Source organism: Pseudophaeobacter sp. TrK17 (genome assembly GCF_042192375.1).
Lineage (GTDB): Bacteria > Pseudomonadota > Alphaproteobacteria > Rhodobacterales > Rhodobacteraceae > Pseudophaeobacter.
The window spans coordinates 3,262,444-3,277,672 of sequence record NZ_CP071700.1 but is presented as its reverse complement, the minus strand read 5'-3'; the positions used below and the strand labels follow the sequence as shown (position 1 = coordinate 3,277,672).

12 protein-coding genes are annotated in these 15,229 nt (G+C 60.6%); 8 read left to right on the top strand and 4 right to left on the bottom strand.

Annotated elements, in window-relative coordinates; genetic code table 11:
• Window positions 1-2: 2 nt before the first annotated feature.
• From JZI28_RS15440 to JZI28_RS15430, 3 genes are all read right to left on the bottom strand, one after another.
• Window positions 3-704 (bottom strand): DUF4444 domain-containing protein, encoded by a 702-nt coding sequence (locus JZI28_RS15440; protein WP_375698186.1) that lies wholly within the window; start codon window positions 702-704, stop codon window positions 3-5.
• A complete protein-coding gene (locus tag JZI28_RS15435; RefSeq protein ID WP_353398259.1) occupies window positions 701-1,768 on the bottom strand; it encodes an Mrp/NBP35 family ATP-binding protein in 1,068 nt (355 codons plus the stop codon). Before JZI28_RS15435 ends, JZI28_RS15440 begins: the two co-directional genes overlap by 4 nt.
• A gap of 210 nt (window positions 1,769-1,978) precedes the next feature.
• Window positions 1,979-3,952 (bottom strand): 4Fe-4S binding protein, encoded by a 1,974-nt coding sequence (locus JZI28_RS15430; protein WP_375698185.1) that lies wholly within the window; start codon window positions 3,950-3,952, stop codon window positions 1,979-1,981.
• A gap of 422 nt (window positions 3,953-4,374) precedes the next feature.
• Between JZI28_RS15430 and JZI28_RS15425 the strand changes: the two genes are divergently transcribed.
• The 8 genes from JZI28_RS15425 to JZI28_RS15390 all read left to right on the top strand — a co-directional run bounded on the left by JZI28_RS15425 (window position 4,375) and on the right by JZI28_RS15390 (window position 12,944).
• A complete protein-coding gene (locus JZI28_RS15425) occupies window positions 4,375-4,914 on the top strand; it encodes a DUF3305 domain-containing protein (RefSeq protein ID WP_295448117.1) in 540 nt (179 codons plus the stop codon).
• Window positions 4,911-5,594, top strand: a complete 684-nt coding sequence (locus JZI28_RS15420; protein ID WP_375698184.1) for a DUF3306 domain-containing protein — start codon at window positions 4,911-4,913, stop codon at window positions 5,592-5,594. The genes JZI28_RS15425 and JZI28_RS15420 overlap by 4 nt, the downstream gene beginning before the upstream one ends.
• A 35-nt stretch (window positions 5,595-5,629) precedes the next feature.
• Entirely contained in the window at window positions 5,630-6,259 is a 630-nt protein-coding gene (locus JZI28_RS15415) for a molecular chaperone (RefSeq protein ID WP_295448009.1), read from the top strand.
• Window positions 6,260-6,343: 84 nt separating this feature from the next.
• Window positions 6,344-6,535 (top strand): twin-arginine translocation signal domain-containing protein, encoded by a 192-nt coding sequence (locus JZI28_RS15410; RefSeq protein ID WP_295448007.1) that lies wholly within the window; start codon window positions 6,344-6,346, stop codon window positions 6,533-6,535.
• Between the two features lie 131 nt (window positions 6,536-6,666).
• Window positions 6,667-9,561, top strand: coding sequence for a formate dehydrogenase subunit alpha (locus tag JZI28_RS15405; protein WP_375698183.1), 2,895 nt, complete (start codon window positions 6,667-6,669; stop codon window positions 9,559-9,561).
• A gap of 12 nt (window positions 9,562-9,573) precedes the next feature.
• On the top strand, window positions 9,574-10,167 hold the full coding sequence (gene fdh3B, locus JZI28_RS15400) for a formate dehydrogenase FDH3 subunit beta (protein ID WP_027241428.1): 594 nt from the start codon (window positions 9,574-9,576) through the stop codon (window positions 10,165-10,167).
• Window positions 10,168-10,266: 99 nt separating this feature from the next.
• Window positions 10,267-11,499, top strand: a complete 1,233-nt coding sequence (locus tag JZI28_RS15395) for a formate dehydrogenase subunit gamma (protein ID WP_375698182.1) — start codon at window positions 10,267-10,269, stop codon at window positions 11,497-11,499.
• A gap of 68 nt (window positions 11,500-11,567) precedes the next feature.
• Window positions 11,568-12,944 (top strand): sigma-54 dependent transcriptional regulator, encoded by a 1,377-nt coding sequence (locus JZI28_RS15390; protein ID WP_348155016.1) that lies wholly within the window; start codon window positions 11,568-11,570, stop codon window positions 12,942-12,944.
• Between the two features lie 204 nt (window positions 12,945-13,148).
• On the opposite strand, the gene JZI28_RS15385 is transcribed toward JZI28_RS15390, so the two are convergent.
• Window positions 13,149-15,209, bottom strand: coding sequence for a cache domain-containing protein (locus JZI28_RS15385; RefSeq protein WP_375698181.1), 2,061 nt, complete (start codon window positions 15,207-15,209; stop codon window positions 13,149-13,151).
• Window positions 15,210-15,229: the final 20 nt, after the last annotated feature.

Below are 15,229 nucleotides of genomic sequence, written 5' to 3'. Positions count from 1 at the left end.
CATCAAGTCTCCAGTTGTGTGGTCAGAGGAATAAGCCGGGTTGTGTCGGCATCGCGCAGCAGCATGCCAAAGTCTTCATCGACGCCGAGGAAGGTACCGGAGACGCCATTCAACTGCGTCTCTTCGCCAACCCCATGGGCCAGCCCGCGCCATTCGGCATGCAGGGGCGCTAGCCCGTCTTGCTCCCAGCGGTTGATCCAGTGCAGGGCATGGCGCGCCCAGCTTTCAACCAGAGCCGGGGCCTGCACATCAGCGCAGCCCTCGGCATAGAGCGCGGTTTGGTCGGGGGTTTCTCCGGTGTCATCGCGACCCGGCCACAGGGGCATTTCCAGCCCCACCACCAGCCAGTCTGGTATGGTGTCCGGGTCATCGCTGCTGGCCGCGATGCGCAGTCTGCCACAACGCCCGCCATTGATGCGCAGACCTCCGCCCCATTCCAGGTGCACCGCGACTTCGGGCGGGGCCAGTGCTCCCAGAGCGTTCTGCAAGCCGATCCCACATGTGGGCAACATGGCCATGGCCTTGTGCAGGGGTACCTCTGGGGCAAAAACCAAGGCGGCCCGCAGCAGGTCCACGCCCAGATTATAGGTCACCAATCCCGCGTCACAGCCCAGGATCGCCCGCTGGCAGGCGGTTTCAAATGGGTCTTCCTGTCCGGTCAGCGCGTGGCCAGACATCAAGGGCGGGAAGGAGAGCTGGCTCATGCGGCGCCGCGCTCCACCAGGGCCGCTGCAACGTCGATAAAGGCTTTTGCCTGGGCGCTGTCGGGTTTGGCGGCCACGATGGGCGCGCCGCTATCTGCCGCCAGGCGTACATCCAGATGCAGCGGGATTTCTGCCAGCAGCGGCACGTTCAGCTTGGCCGCTTCAGCTGCCACACCACCGTGACCAAAGACATGTTCCTCGTGGCCGCAGTTGGAGCAGATATGGGTCGACATGTTTTCAATCATGCCCAGGATCGGCACGTTCAGCTTGTTGAACATATCAATGCCTTTGCGGGCATCAATCAGCGCCACGTCCTGCGGGGTGGAGACGATCACAGCGCCATCCACCTGGGCCTTTTGCGCCAGGGTCATCTGCACATCGCCGGTGCCCGGCGGCAGATCAACAATCAGCACATCCAAAGCGCCCCATTGTACCTGCATCATCATCTGCTGCAGCGCCCCCATCAGCATCGGCCCGCGCCAGACCACCGCCTGATCGTCATTGGTCATCAGGCCAATGGACATCATGGTGACGCCGTGATTGCGCAGCGGCAGGATGGTTTTGCCGTCGGGGCTGGCGGGGCGGCCAGAGACGCCCAGCATCCGGGGTTGCGAGGGGCCATAGACATCAGCGTCCAGCAAGCCAACACGGCGTCCCTGAGCGGCCAGCGCGCAGGCGAGATTGGCAGAGACGGTGGATTTTCCCACGCCGCCCTTGCCCGATGCCACCGCGAGAATGCGATCTACGCCGGGGATCTTTTGTGGCCCCTGCGGCGTGGCTGGTTTTGACGGCTTCAAATCCGGGGGCGGCGCCTTGGCAGCATGGCCGGTCAGCATCACCGAGACCTTCTCAACGCCATCAAGGTCTTTGACAACGGCCTCAGCCTGATCCCGGACCGGGCCATAAAGCTCTGATTTGGCAGGGTCGATTTCCAACACAAACAACACGGTTCCTGCCTCAACAGACAGGCCGCGTGTGATGCCTGCGGCGACAATGTCCTGGCCGCTGACTGGGTCGGAAATGTTCTTTAGCGCCGCGAGGACGGATTCTCGGGTAATGGACACGCGGGACTTGCTCCTTTGATGGTGGCCCGGCAGGGGGCTCTGGCTGTCTGGCTATGGGAGGCCAAGCTGGCTTTGCCTGCTCGGGTCTCTTTCATTTTGTTTTATCTATCTGACTTGCAGCTTTGTTGCATCTGCCAACTGCGCTGGGGAGTGAAATTGCTGTAGCCTCTCCTGGTTCCAACGGGCGGACCTGTGATCTCATGTGGGATCTCAATGGTCGCGGCGTTTGCTGAGGTAGTCCTCTGTCGTGCGCACCTTGGGGCGGTCTGCTCCGGCAAATGGGCTGTCTTTTTGGTGGAACTGGGCCTGTACCCGGCAGTCGTCGCACATCTGAATCATCCGGGCCATTTCGGGGCGGGCGAACATTGCGTGTTTCCCGGCCAGTTTCTCGGTGATCTTTTCGATGGTGGATTTCACCCCAAACAGGCTGCCACACTCGACGCAGGCAAAGGGCTCCTCTTCGTGCAGCACCACCTGCGACAGCGCAGTAGGGTCAAGGTTGAGACGTGGCTCAAAAGAGATCGCATCCTCGGGGCAGGCGCTGGCACAGATTCCACATTGCAGACAGGCCTCTTCCTGAAATCTGAGCTGTGGCAGGTCGGGATTGTCCCCCAGGGCCCCCGAAGGACACAGAGAGACACAAGACAGGCACAGGGTGCAGCTGTCCTGATCAACCAGTACGGCGCCATAGGGGGCCTGTGCGGGCAGGGGCAGCTGCTGCGCCTCTGGCTGCAGCGCCATGGCGGCCTGACGGGTGATCTGGCGGCGTGACCCCATTGGCCGGATCGGCGTCGCCAGCGGTTGGGAGACCTGCGCATCATACAGCGCATCGCTCAGCAGGTCGGGGTCTGCAATATCCAGCAGCCGCGCCTTGCCCGCGCCGCTAATTGCCAGCGCCAGGTCCAGCTCGGTTTGCTGTACCTCATGGTCAATGCCGGGGCTCAGCAGCAGTGAGACATCAGCAAAACCGGCGGCCAGCGCCGCAAGGATTTCTGCATGGCCAAAGGCATTGAGCGCGGTCACCTCCAGCGGCACCACATCCGCAGGCAAGCCACGGCCAAAGCGTGCCGCGAGGCTGATCATCTCGCTGCCATGGGGGGCCACCACCAGCAAACGGGGGCTTTGACCTCCGGCATCGAGGTAGGCCTTGGCCAGGGTCTGGATGCGGCGGAATTGGTCATCGGTGGTCGGCGCATCGTAGGTGATCGCCCCAGAGGGGCAAAGCGCGGCGCAGGCGCCGCAGCCGGCGCAGATCATCGGGTCAATGCTGACCTGATCCCCGGCAGAGCTGATCGCCGAGGTGGGGCAATGGTCCAGGCATTTGCTACAGCCGGACTGAGCAGCGCGGGAATGGGCGCACAGCAGCGCCTCATGGCGCAGGTACAGCGGTTTTTCAAAGGTTCCCACCATCTGCGAGGCTGCCAGAATGACATCGGCAACCGCCTGCGGGTTCTTGGGATCGGCGCGCAGATAGCCTTCGCGTTTGTCCGGGGCCGGAAACAGGGGGGTGTCGCCGCGCAGATCCAGGATGAGATCGCAGTCCGACAGGGCGCCATCACGTGCGGCCGTCCAGCTCCACTGGCGTCCCGCCACATCCAGCTGTTGTAGCGCATCAATGCTGACTTGGAACTGCCCCAAAGCGCCCTGTGCGCGCCGTAACTTGCCTCGGATCACATCAAATTCGCGCCCTGGGGCAAGGTTCATCGGCTCCAGGGTGGGGGCATTTTTATCTGTATCCAACAGCACAGTGACCCCCAGCACGTCTTGCAGACGTTCAGCGGCGGCCAGGGCCAGCTCAGGCGCCCCCAGGATCAGGCAAAGCCCCTCGCTGGTCACATCCACGGATTTTCCGGGGGAGACATCCAAGCAGGCCTCGGCGATGAGGGCGGACATTTTGGGTAGTAAATCACCGGTATCAGCGGTCCAGCCTGCCCTGTCCCGCAGGTCAAGCAAAGGCGGCTCTGGCTGGTCCAATTCCGCCGCCAGATCGGCGAAGAATCTTTTTTCCTGGGTGCAGCAAATCACCGGATCGCCGCCTGAAATTGCCGCCGCAGTGGTCTCGACCTGGGTGGTGCACAGGGCAGTATGAACGCGGCTGCACCCCAGGCCCGTTGCCTTGGAGAGGGCATCTGCGTTGAGGGTCTGTGTCCCTGAACAATCACATAAAATCAATTGCTTGGTCATTCTTTGCCTCGCGAATTTTCCGGTAAAATCCTGTTGGATCGACGGCTTGCTGGGAGGTCAGACTAGCTCTGTTTCTTTGTCGAGGTAAACCGGGTTTCAGTTGCAACAGCCGCCCCGCAGGCAGGTTTGGAGAACGGGTGATTCGCCATTTACCGACACAGGAGGTTCCTGATCTTTTTTGTCGAAATAGACATTTCGACCGCAGGGAGGTGGTGGTCAATGCGCAGCACCCCAATTTGTCCCGCTGCGGAGGTTTTCTCTAGCTGCCTGCTTTTTGGGCTTTCGTGACGCGGCGTTGTCGGCGCAATCTTGCTGCAACCAGTGACGGTCCGGCGTTTTGCGATTGGACTGCAGCCGTGACAGTGGGAAATGACAAAGGGTGTCGTGACAGGGTGAGTCAAACCACACAGAAAACTGACGTGATGCCGGTGGGCGTGGTTTTGCGCCGCTCTCCGGGCGTTACCCGCTGGGCCAAATGGAATTGGACGGTCTCGGGGCTCTTGCCTGCCGCGTCGGCGGCGGATTGGCAGCTGTTGCGCAGCGAGGGCGGTGTCAGAGAATACCATGCCGCGACCCTGCCACTGGAACTGCACCGCGCCGAAGCAGAGGCCTACATGCAGGCGCTGACCACCAATCCCCCGAGTGTCTATGTGATCCTGCGCGAGGCCAGCGAGGGGGAATTCCCGCTGGAGGTCACCCTGATCACCGCCTCACCGTTTGAGGCGCAGGACTATGCCGACAGTGGCGAAGAACTGGTGGAGAAGGTGGCGATGCCCTCGGGGCTGGTGGCCTGGCTGCGTGAATTCACCCTGGCGCATTTCCAGGAAGAAGAGTTCAAGAAACGGCGCCGGGACAACAAGGATATCGGCGGTAGCGAAGATGGCATTGGCGATCCGCGCATTGCCCAGCTTACGGATGTGTACCGCTCGCCTTCCTTGGCCAAAAAGGGGCGCATGCAATGAGCAGGGGTGATTTCTGGTCCCGCCGACAGGCCGCCGTGGCCGCCGAGGCAGAGGCAGAACAGCGGGCGGAGGTCGCGGCAGAGGCTGCGGCACGGGAGGCGGAACTCGCTGAGCAAAGCGACGACGAAATCCTTTCCGCGCTGGATCTGCCTGCTCCCGAGAGCCTTAAGGACGGGGATGATTTCAAGATCTTTCTGACCGATCAGGTTCCCGCGCGCATCAAGACCCGCGCCCTGCGGCATCTGTGGCGCGCTAATCCAGTGCTTGCCTGCGTCGATGGGCTGGTGGATTATGGCGAGGACTTTACCGATGCGGCCTGTGTCATTGAGGGGCTGCAAACCGCCTATCAGGTGGGCAAAGGCATGACCAAACATGTCGAAGCGCTGGCCCAGGAGGCTGCGGCACAGGATGCCGCAACAGAGCAAGCTGAGGCCGAGCGGATCGCTGCCGAGGCCGAGTCGGACGACCCGCAGGCGTCTTCGGCGGCCGAGGTCGCAGCCACCGGGGAGGCGCCATCAGTTGCTGCCGCCGCGTCGCAACAGGTCGGCCAGCGTGCAAATGAACTGGCAGCAGCCCAGGCCGATCTGGACGAAGAGGCTGCTCTCCCCGGTGACGCCTTGATCCCAGCGCCCCCCCGGCGCATGCGTTTCTCATTTGCAGAAACAGAGGCGCAGACATGAGCAGCAGCGAGACCACCCGCAAGGAGCCAAAAATAATGACAGACCTAGAGACCATGCCAGCGGCACCTGCGCCATCTGCTCCCATCCGGGCAGAGGACCAAATGCGCGCAGATCTCTACAACTATCTTGGCGTTATGCTGGCTGGCCCCCCGGATGAAATGCTGCTGGGGCAGACATCCGGGTTGGTGGGCGATGACAGTCCCCTGGGCGAGGCCATCAATGCCCTGGCCAAACTGGCGCGCCATAGCAAGCCTGCCTCGGCGGAGCGGGAGTTCAACAAGCTGTTCATCGGTTTGGGGCGGGGCGAGCTGCTGCCCTATGCCAGCTACTACCTGACGGGCTTTCTAAACGAAAAGCCACTGGCACAGCTGCGCCAGGACATGGCGGCAGGCGGGCTGACCCGTGCCCCCAACGCCTATGAGCCTGAGGACAACATCGCCTCTTTGATGGAGATGATGGGCGCGATGATTGCTGGGCGTTTTGGCACGGCCTCGGATCTGGTCCAGCAAAAACAGTTTTTTGGCAAACACATCGGCCCCTGGGCCGGACATTTCTTTTCGGATCTCGAAGGTGCCAAATCTTCGGTTCTCTATGCCGCGCTCGGCGCTGTCGGGCGGCAGTTCATGGAGATCGAAGCTGAAGCCTTTCGGATGAGCGCGGAGTAATCCGCAAAAGGGCGCTGGGCTTTGGCCCTGCGCTGTAACCCGTGAAACAAAACCTGGCATTTTGCGCCAGGAGGAGGAGTTCACATGAGCAAGAAAGATGAGGGGGCCAGCAGCCGCCGCGACTTTCTGAAAATGGCGGCGACAACTGCGCCGCTGGCTGCAGTGGCGGTTGCCACCAGCGGGTCAGAGGCCGCAGCCGCAGCACCTGATCTGGCATCCGACAAGATGCAGGATACGGCGCATACCCGCGCCTATTACGAAAGCACCCGGTTCTAACCAGCACCGGTCGCACACAAGACTATTCATTGACCACACGGCAACTGGTTGCGAGACGCCCGACCGCCACGTGGTTTCCTTGAACCAAGCGCGCTCTTTCCAATGTGAAGGGGTTAGCAAGGGAGGTTTATATGCTTAGGAAAAAGACCAACGGGGTTGCGAGACGCCCCCAGCGGAGCTCGATCCTCAATAAGGTCGCGGAAACATCCGTTGACCGCCGCTCGTTTTTACGCGGCTCTGGCCTGGCCATTGGCGGATTGGCAGCGATTAGCGCCACCGGCGGCACGGTCACGCAGGCCACGGCGGCCACGGCAGCCCAAGGCGCTGTCGACACGATTAAATCCATCTGCACCCATTGTTCCGTTGGCTGCACGGTTGTTGCCGAAGTACAAAGCGGTGTCTGGGTCGGGCAGGAACCCGGTTGGGACAGCCCCTTCAACCTTGGGGCACATTGCGCCAAAGGCGCCTCGGTGCGCGAACACGCCCATGGCGAGCGCCGTCTGAAGTACCCAATGAAAAAAGAGGGCGGTGAATGGAAGCGCATCTCTTGGGATCAGGCCATCGACGAGATCGGCGGCGGCATGATGGACATCCGCGAAGAAAGCGGCCCCGACAGCGTTTATTGGCTGGGCTCTGCCAAGCACAACAACGAACAGGCCTATCTGTTCCGCAAATTTGCCGCATACTGGGGCACCAATAACGTCGACCACCAGGCGCGGATCTGTCACTCGACAACTGTGGCAGGTGTGGCAAATACATGGGGCTACGGCGCCATGACCAACTCCTACAACGACATCCATAACTCCAAATCGATCTTCATCATCGGTGGCAACCCGGCCGAGGCACACCCCGTGTCGCTGTTGCACCTCTTGAAGGCCAAGGAGCAGAACAACGCGCCGGTTATCGTGTGTGATCCACGCTTTACCCGCACCGCGGCCCATGCGGATGAATATGTCCGTTTCCGTCCCGGCACCGATGTGGCGCTGGTCTGGGGTATTCTGTGGCATATCTTTGAGAACGGTTGGGAGGACAAAGAGTTCATCCGCACCCGTGTCTGGGGTATGGAACAGATCCGCGATGAGGTGAAACACTGGACCCCTGAAGAGGTCGAGCGCGTCACTGGCGCGCCGGGTGAGCAGTTGCAGCGCGTTGCGCGCACCCTGGCCAACAACCGTCCAGGTACGGTGATCTGGTGTATGGGTGGTACGCAGCACACCACCGGCAACAACAACACCCGCGCCTATTGCATCCTGCAGCTGGCGCTGGGCAACATGGGCGCCTCTGGCGGCGGCACCAATATCTTCCGTGGCCACGACAACGTGCAGGGCGCCACCGATCTGGGCGTGCTTTCGCATACTTTGCCGGGTTACTACGGGTTGTCCAAAGGGGCCTGGGCCCACTGGGCACGGGTCTGGGAAGAAGACCCCGAGTGGCTTGCCAATCAGTTCGACATGCTGAAAGGCGCCGACGGCAAGGACAAGAGCCTGCAGAACCTCAAAGGCATTCCTGTCAGCCGCTGGATTGATGGCATCCTTGAAGATAAGGACAACATCGATCAGCCCAACAACGTGCGGGCGATGGTTCTGTGGGGGCACGCGCCCAATTCGCAGACCCGGATGACGGAAATGAAAACGGCGATGGAAAAGCTGGATATGATGGTCGTGATCGACCCCTATCCAACGGTTTCAGCTGTTTTGCAGGATCGTACCGATGGCGTCTATTTGCTGCCGGCCTGTACCCAGTTTGAAACCCGTGGCTCTGTCACCGCGTCAAACCGCTCGTTCCAGTGGCGTGACCGCGTGGTCGAACCGCTGTTTGAAAGCCTGCCGGATGAGGTCATCATGGCCAAGTTCGCCAACAAGTTCGGCTGGGCGGACCGTCTGTTCCGCAATATCGAAATGGAAGACCCCGAGACACCTGTGGTGGAAAGCATCACCCGGGAGTTCAACAAGGGTCTCTGGACCATTGGCTATACCGGTCAAAGCCCGGAGCGGCTGAAACTGCATATGGCCAACCAGCACACCTTTGACCGCACCACGTTGCGGGCTGTGGGTGGCCCTGCGGATGGCGATTTCTATGGTCTGCCTTGGCCTTGCTGGGGCACCCCCGAGATGAACCACCCCGGCACGCCAAATCTCTATGATATGTCGCGGCCGGTCTCTGAGGGTGGTCTTACCTTCCGTGCCCGTTTTGGCGTTGAACGTGATGGCGACAACCTGCTGGCCGAAGGCGTCTACAGCAAGAATTCGGAAATCCAGGACGGATACCCTGAATTCACCATGCAGATGCTGATGGATCTGGGCTGGGATGGCGACCTGACGGACGCAGAGCGCGCCTCGATCGAGGCCGTGGCAGGTCCCAAGACCAACTGGAAAACCGACCTGTCCGGCGGGATCCAGCGGGTGGCGATCAAGCACGAATGTGCGCCCTTTGGCAATGCCAAGGCCCGCGCCGTGGTCTGGACCTTCCCGGATCCGGTGCCAATTCACCGCGAGCCGCTGTATACCAACCGTCGTGATCTGGTTGCAGACTACCCGACATATGAGGACCGTCAGTCTTATCGTCTGCCGACCCTGTATGCGTCGATCCAGAAAAACGATGTCTCCAAGGACTATCCGATCATCCTCACCTCCGGGCGACTGGTGGAATATGAGGGCGGTGGTGAAGAGACGCGCTCGAACCCTTGGCTGGCGGAATTGCAGCAGGACATGTTTGTCGAAATCAACACACGCGACGCCAATAATCTGGGCGTACGTGACGGCGAACAGTGCTGGGTCGAAGGCCCAGAGGGCGGCAAGGTCAAGGTCATGGCCATGGTCACCGAACGGGTGGGGGCGGGCGTTGCCTTTATGCCCTTCCACTTTGGCGGCCATTTCCAGGGCAAGGATCTGCGGGACAAATACCCCGAAGGATCAGACCCCTACGTCCTGGGTGAAAGTGCCAACGTGGCCTTCACCTATGGCTATGACAGCGTCACGCAAATGCAAGAGAGCAAATGCACTCTTTGCAAAATCACTGCAGCATAAGGAGAGAGAAACATGGCAAGAGCAAAGTTCCTCTGCGACGCCGAACGCTGCATTGAATGTAATGCCTGCGTAACCGCCTGTAAAAACGAGCACGAAGTCCCCTGGGGGATCAACCGTCGCCGCGTTGTCACCATCAATGATGGCAAACCCGGTGAACGTTCGATCTCGGTGGCCTGTATGCATTGTTCCGATGCGCCCTGCATGGCCGTTTGCCCGGTGGACTGCTTCTACCAGACCGATGACGGTGTGGTGCTGCACTCCAAAGATCTCTGTATTGGCTGCGGCTATTGCTTCTATGCGTGTCCCTTTGGCGCGCCGCAATATCCACAGGCCGGCAGCTTTGGCAGCCGTGGCAAGATGGACAAATGCACCTTCTGCGCCGGTGGCCCCGAGGAGAACAATTCCAATGCGGAGTTCTCCAAATATGGCCGCAACCGGATCGCCGAAGGCAAGCTGCCCATCTGCGCCGAGATGTGTTCCACCAAGGCTCTGCTGGCTGGTGACGGCGATACTGTTTCGGCGATCTACCGGGAACGTATCGTGGCACGTGGCTTTGGCTCCGGTGCTTGGGGCTGGGGCACAGCCTATGAACAAAAGGGCGGTTAACCGCCTTTGACGTTCGCGTGATACGGGGGCGGCCTGCGTGATGTGGGCCGTCCGCGATCTCTTGTATTCAAATTTGTGACCTGCAAAGGAGTGTGGCCCATGCTGCGCCTGGCATCTCTATTTTTCGTGCAGCTTACGCTGTGTTTCTTCCTGATCTCCGACGTAGCGGTGGCGCAGGCGGTCACGACAGACGCAACGGGGGCAGTGGACCGCAGTGCAACCGGTGGCGCGCAGACCCTAGATGATATTCTGGCGCGGCAACGGGGGCAGGCGCTGGATGACAGTTTTCGCAAAGACAACACCGGGGACCCGGAATCCGCAGCGGCGATAAGCGCCCAGCTGGGCACCCTGGGCGGGGTTTCCGACCCTGAACTGTGGCGGCAGCTGCGCTACGGCACTGCCGATGTGAAGGTCTCCAGCGGCGGCGAGGTTGCCAAGGTGCTGGTGCAGGACGGCGGCATGCGCTGGCTCGCGTTCCGTGAAGGTCCCTTGCGCCAGTATGGCGGCTGGCTGTTGCTGGGCACGATTGGTGTGCTTTTGGTGTTCTTTGTCTTGCGCGGCAGAATTCGCATTGATGGCGAAAAAACCGGGCGCACCGTGACGCGGTTCAAAGCCATCGAACGCATTGGTCACTGGCTGTTGGCAGGGTCATTCATCGTGCTGGGGGTGACCGGGCTATTGTCCCTGTTTGGTCGGCTGGTCATTGCGCCCTATTTGGGCAAAGCGCCCAATGCGGCGCTGTTGGACCTGAGCAAATGGCTGCATAACACGGTGGCCTGGGGGTTTATTCTCGGGTTGGTGATGATCTTTGTGATGTGGGCGGTGCACAATATTCCCAATCGTACGGACCTGGTCTGGCTGCGTCAGTTCGGCGGCATCATCGGTTCAGCCCACCCACCTGCCAAGAAATTCAACGCCGGACAAAAGATGATCTTTTGGTCCGTGGTGCTGTTTGGCACCTCAATCTCGCTGTCGGGAGTGTCTTTGCTGTTCCCCTATGAATTGCCGCTCTTTGCCAAGACATTTGGCCTGCTGAATGCCTCGGGCCTGTCCGAGCTGTTGGGATTGGGCCTGTTCCCGGTAGAGCTGGCGCCACAGGAAGAAATGCAGCTGGCGCAGGCCTGGCATGCCATTCTGGGCTTTGTGCTGATGGCAATTATCATTGCCCATATCTACATCGGCTCGGTTGGCATGGAAGGCGCTTATGATGCCATGGGGTCGGGCGAGGTAGACGAGGCCTGGGCCAAACAGCACCACTCGATCTGGCTGGAAGAGGTGCAGCGCGAGCAAGCGCAGGCCCCTAAAGACAGCTCTGCCACGCCCGCCGAATAGGTGGGCTGCAAAGTCAGAGGTTTGATTTTTGCGGGTAAAGGCGTCAGGCTCAGGTGGGGGAGACCGGGATGAGAGACGGGATAGGAACGGCAATGCGTCCGGCTGACAGCACGAGCGATGAATATGGTGAGAACCTCGCCGGGGCCTCGATCCTGGTGATTGATGATGAGCCAGGCATGCGCAACTTCCTCACCAAAATCCTGGCGCCGCGTTGCAAACGGGTGGAGCAGGCGGCTTCGGCGGCTGCGGCCTCGGCCATATTGGATCAGGCGCATTTTGATCTGATCATTCTGGATAATCTCATGCCCGGAAAAACGGGCCTGGAATGGGTGCAGGAACAACGCCGGGTGGGATTGTTTGCCGACACTATCCTGGTCACCGCCTATGCCGATCTGGAAACCGCGATCCTGGCCCTGCGGGCTGGGGTGGCGGATTTTGTGCTCAAACCGTTTCGGGCCAATCAGATCCTAAACTCGATCGCCCGGGCGCTGGACCGCAAATACCTGCGGCGGGAAAACTATCTGCTGAAACACGAACTCTCGGCTGAGGGCGCGACGGGGCGGGGCCGGTTGTTGGGCAAATCCGCAGCCATCAGCCAGGCCCGCGATATGCTGCACCGCTTGGCGCCGCTGCCGACACCGGTCTTGTTCACCGGAGCCAGCGGCACCGGCAAGGAGATCGCGGCGCGGACCCTGCATTCGCTGTCGGACCGTGCGGAAAAACCCTTTGTGGCGGTGAACTGCGCGGCGATCGCGCCGGACCGCATTGCCCATGAGCTATTTGGACAGATTGACGATCAGAACCGGCGCAGGGATGGTCTGTTTTTGCATGCGGATGGCGGCACGCTGTTTCTGGATGAAGTGGCGCAGATGCCGGATCAGGTTCAGGCGGCACTGCTGCGGGTGCTGGAGGATCAGCGGGTGCGCCCGGTCGGGGCGGAACGGGATATCCCGCTCAACCTGCGTTTTCTTTTTGCCACCAACGCGGATCTGCAACAGGCCGTGGCAGACGGGCGGTTCCGTGCTGATCTCTATCATCGGATCAATGTGGTTGAGATCCAGATGCCGCCGCTGAAGGATCGGGTCGAAGACATTGTCGAGTTGGCTGCCCTGTTCATGGAGCAATTTGCCAGCAGTCTTGGCATGGCGGCCTTGGAGCTGAATGAAGATACTTTACTGAAGTTTTCACGCTATGACTGGCCTGGAAATGTGCGGGAGCTGCGCAATCTTATCGAACGCTCGGTGATCCTGGGGGAGTTTCCCGAGGAGTTTGCCGGCAAGGGCGGCATTACCGGTGTGGCGGCGGTTGAATCCCTGGACCTGGTCACTCAGCGTCATATTATGCATGTGCTGGATGCCTGTGATGGCAACCGGGCCGAGGCAGCCCGCCGTTTGGGAGTGTCGCGCAAAACAGTTGACCGGAAGTGTTCCAGCTGGGAAGTCTGACCGTCCTTGCGTCCATAGCATTTGTTGCAGACGGTGGCTCTCCCGCGCCCAGTCTTTGTTCTGGAGAGCTCTGTTCTGGCGAGGCCAGAACCGCGCCGATGGGCCTTGGGCCAGGCGCGCAGTGCGGGCCATAGCGCGGGGGCGAGACCGCGGGTATTCAGCAATTGCGTGACAGGATACTAAGACAGGGTATTGATCTGTCGGCTATTGGGCGGCGGATGTGGTTTCAGCGGCTTGTGAAGCTTCTGCGGCGGGAAGCCAAATGGAGAAGGCGGCTCCGCCGGCCTTGCGGTTGCGCGCGGAAATAATACCGCCGGCGCGCTGGATCAGGGTTTGACTGATCGAGAGCCCCAGGCCCGTGCCCTCGCCAAGTTTTGTGGTGTAAAACGGATTGAACACCGCCGCGAGATGATCTTCGGGGATGCCGCAGCCGCTGTCTGCAACCGTGAGCAGGGCACCGTAGCGGTCGTCGCGCTCAGCGCCCTGCAGGGATAGGGTCAAAGTGCCGTCGCCCTCCATGGCCTGGGCGGCGTTGAGGATCAGGTTGATCACCACCTGTTGCAGCTCGCCCGGATCGATGCGGACAGGAGGGGCAGGGTGCGTTTCCTGATCAAACCGTTTTTCCACCTGGATTGCCTGTCGCGCGATCACATGATCCACCAACACCAGGCAATCAGTGACCAGAGGCGCTAGATCCAGGCTCTCCTCAAAGGTGCCAAATTCCGAGGGCCGGGCAAATTGCAACAGCTTGCTGACGATGGCGCCAATACGCATCACTTGATTGTCGATGAGATCCAGTTCGGTCCCCACCTCCTGTGCCTCCTCTGGGCCCAGGGTCATGCGGATCACATCCACATTGCCCTGGATTACCGCTACCGGGTTGTTGATCTCATGGGCGACCCCGGCGGTGATTTCTCCGATCGAGGCGAGCTTTTCACTCATCACCAGTTGTTGAAATGTCTCTTCCAGTTTCTTGTTCGCCGCGCGCAGTTCGACAGTGCGCCGATCTACCCGCTGGTTCAGCTCCCCTGCCCAATCGCGCAGGCGTTGGTCACGCTCCTGAATCTGGTCCAGAAGACTGTCGAGATGCCCTGCCACCTGGCCAATTTCATCCTGCGGCCCGGTGCTGCCATTGCGCGCTGTCAGGTCGCCACGTTCCACCCGCTTCATGGTCAGGCTCATCCGTTCCAAGGGCGAAAAGATCCCCTTGGCCAGCCATAAAAAAAGCGGGGCGGACAAGGCCAAGACAGCCAGAAATACCGCAACAATTGTCCAGTAGGCCTCTTTCTTGGCGGCGGTATAAGGCGCTTCGAGAAACCCGACATAGAGCATGCCCACCCGGGTGCCATAGCTGTCGGTCAGGGGCAGATAGCCGGAAATATACCAGTCATTGACCACAAAGGCGCGGTTCAGCCAAGTCAGCCCCTCTCCCAGCACCTTGTTGCGCACCACCGCTGAAACGCGGGTGCCAAGGGCGCGCACGTCCTCGAACAGGCGCACATTGGTTGAGATGCGGGTATCGTCCAGAAACAGGGTGGCAGTGCCCTGACGGTTCTGTTCTGCCGGGCCGCCGAGATAGACCAGCGCATTGAGCGTGTCGATAAAGCCAAGGTTGCGATTGAGCAGCCGGCCACCGCGCAGCACACCATGATGGCCGAGGGTGGCAACCGGGGCGGCGGTATGCAGCACCATGCCGCGATCTTCGACCTGGCGCGAGGTCGGCGCGGCGGCTTCGGTCTCGATCAGGGAAATCCGGGCTTGGTCTGCCAGATGGGGGGCGACATCGGTAAGGTCATCCGCGGTGAAAATATCAATCTGCGACGCGCGCTGGCCCCTGGATGCGGCCTGAATGACCGGCCAGTGCCCCAAGTCAGGTGTCAGATCAGAGAGGGTGAGATAGTCCAGAAAATCCAGTTGCAGGTCATCGCGCAGCGCCTGCAGGTGGGCCTGCACCTCTGCGGGGCCTTTGGCCAGTGCCTGATGAAAGGCAGTGGAATTGGCAATGCTGCGCAGACTTTCAGCGCTGCCAATCTGCAAATGGCCCAGATATTGCTCGGCAATGCGCAAATCGCTTTCGACCTTGGCGATGAGCACCGCATCGTAATCGGCATTCCACCGGGCCATCGCCAGCGTCAGCAGCAATGGCATCAGCACGGCGAGGGGCAACAGAGCCAGCAGGAGCAATCTGAGACGGACGGATTTCAGTTGCTTCTCTCCCCTGGTGGGGCGATCCAGCCCTCTGTTTGCATACTGCCAGAGTGCCATTTCTTGATGCAAAATTGCAA

Coding starts and splice junctions, on each gene's coding strand:
- JZI28_RS15390 (WP_348155016.1), top strand. CDS start 11,568: ATGAGAGACGGGATAGGAACGGCAATGCGTCCGGCTGACAGCACGAGC.
- JZI28_RS15405 (WP_375698183.1), top strand. CDS start 6,667: ATGCTTAGGAAAAAGACCAACGGGGTTGCGAGACGCCCCCAGCGGAGC.
- JZI28_RS15430 (WP_375698185.1), bottom strand. CDS start 3,952: ATGACCAAGCAATTGATTTTATGTGATTGTTCAGGGACACAGACCCTC.
- JZI28_RS15420 (WP_375698184.1), top strand. CDS start 4,911: ATGAGCAGGGGTGATTTCTGGTCCCGCCGACAGGCCGCCGTGGCCGCC.
- fdh3B (WP_027241428.1), top strand. CDS start 9,574: ATGGCAAGAGCAAAGTTCCTCTGCGACGCCGAACGCTGCATTGAATGT.
- JZI28_RS15415 (WP_295448009.1), top strand. CDS start 5,630: ATGACAGACCTAGAGACCATGCCAGCGGCACCTGCGCCATCTGCTCCC.
- JZI28_RS15425 (WP_295448117.1), top strand. CDS start 4,375: ATGCCGGTGGGCGTGGTTTTGCGCCGCTCTCCGGGCGTTACCCGCTGG.
- JZI28_RS15410 (WP_295448007.1), top strand. CDS start 6,344: ATGAGCAAGAAAGATGAGGGGGCCAGCAGCCGCCGCGACTTTCTGAAA.
- JZI28_RS15440 (WP_375698186.1), bottom strand. CDS start 704: ATGAGCCAGCTCTCCTTCCCGCCCTTGATGTCTGGCCACGCGCTGACC.
- JZI28_RS15395 (WP_375698182.1), top strand. CDS start 10,267: ATGCTGCGCCTGGCATCTCTATTTTTCGTGCAGCTTACGCTGTGTTTC.
- JZI28_RS15385 (WP_375698181.1), bottom strand. CDS start 15,209: ATGGCACTCTGGCAGTATGCAAACAGAGGGCTGGATCGCCCCACCAGG.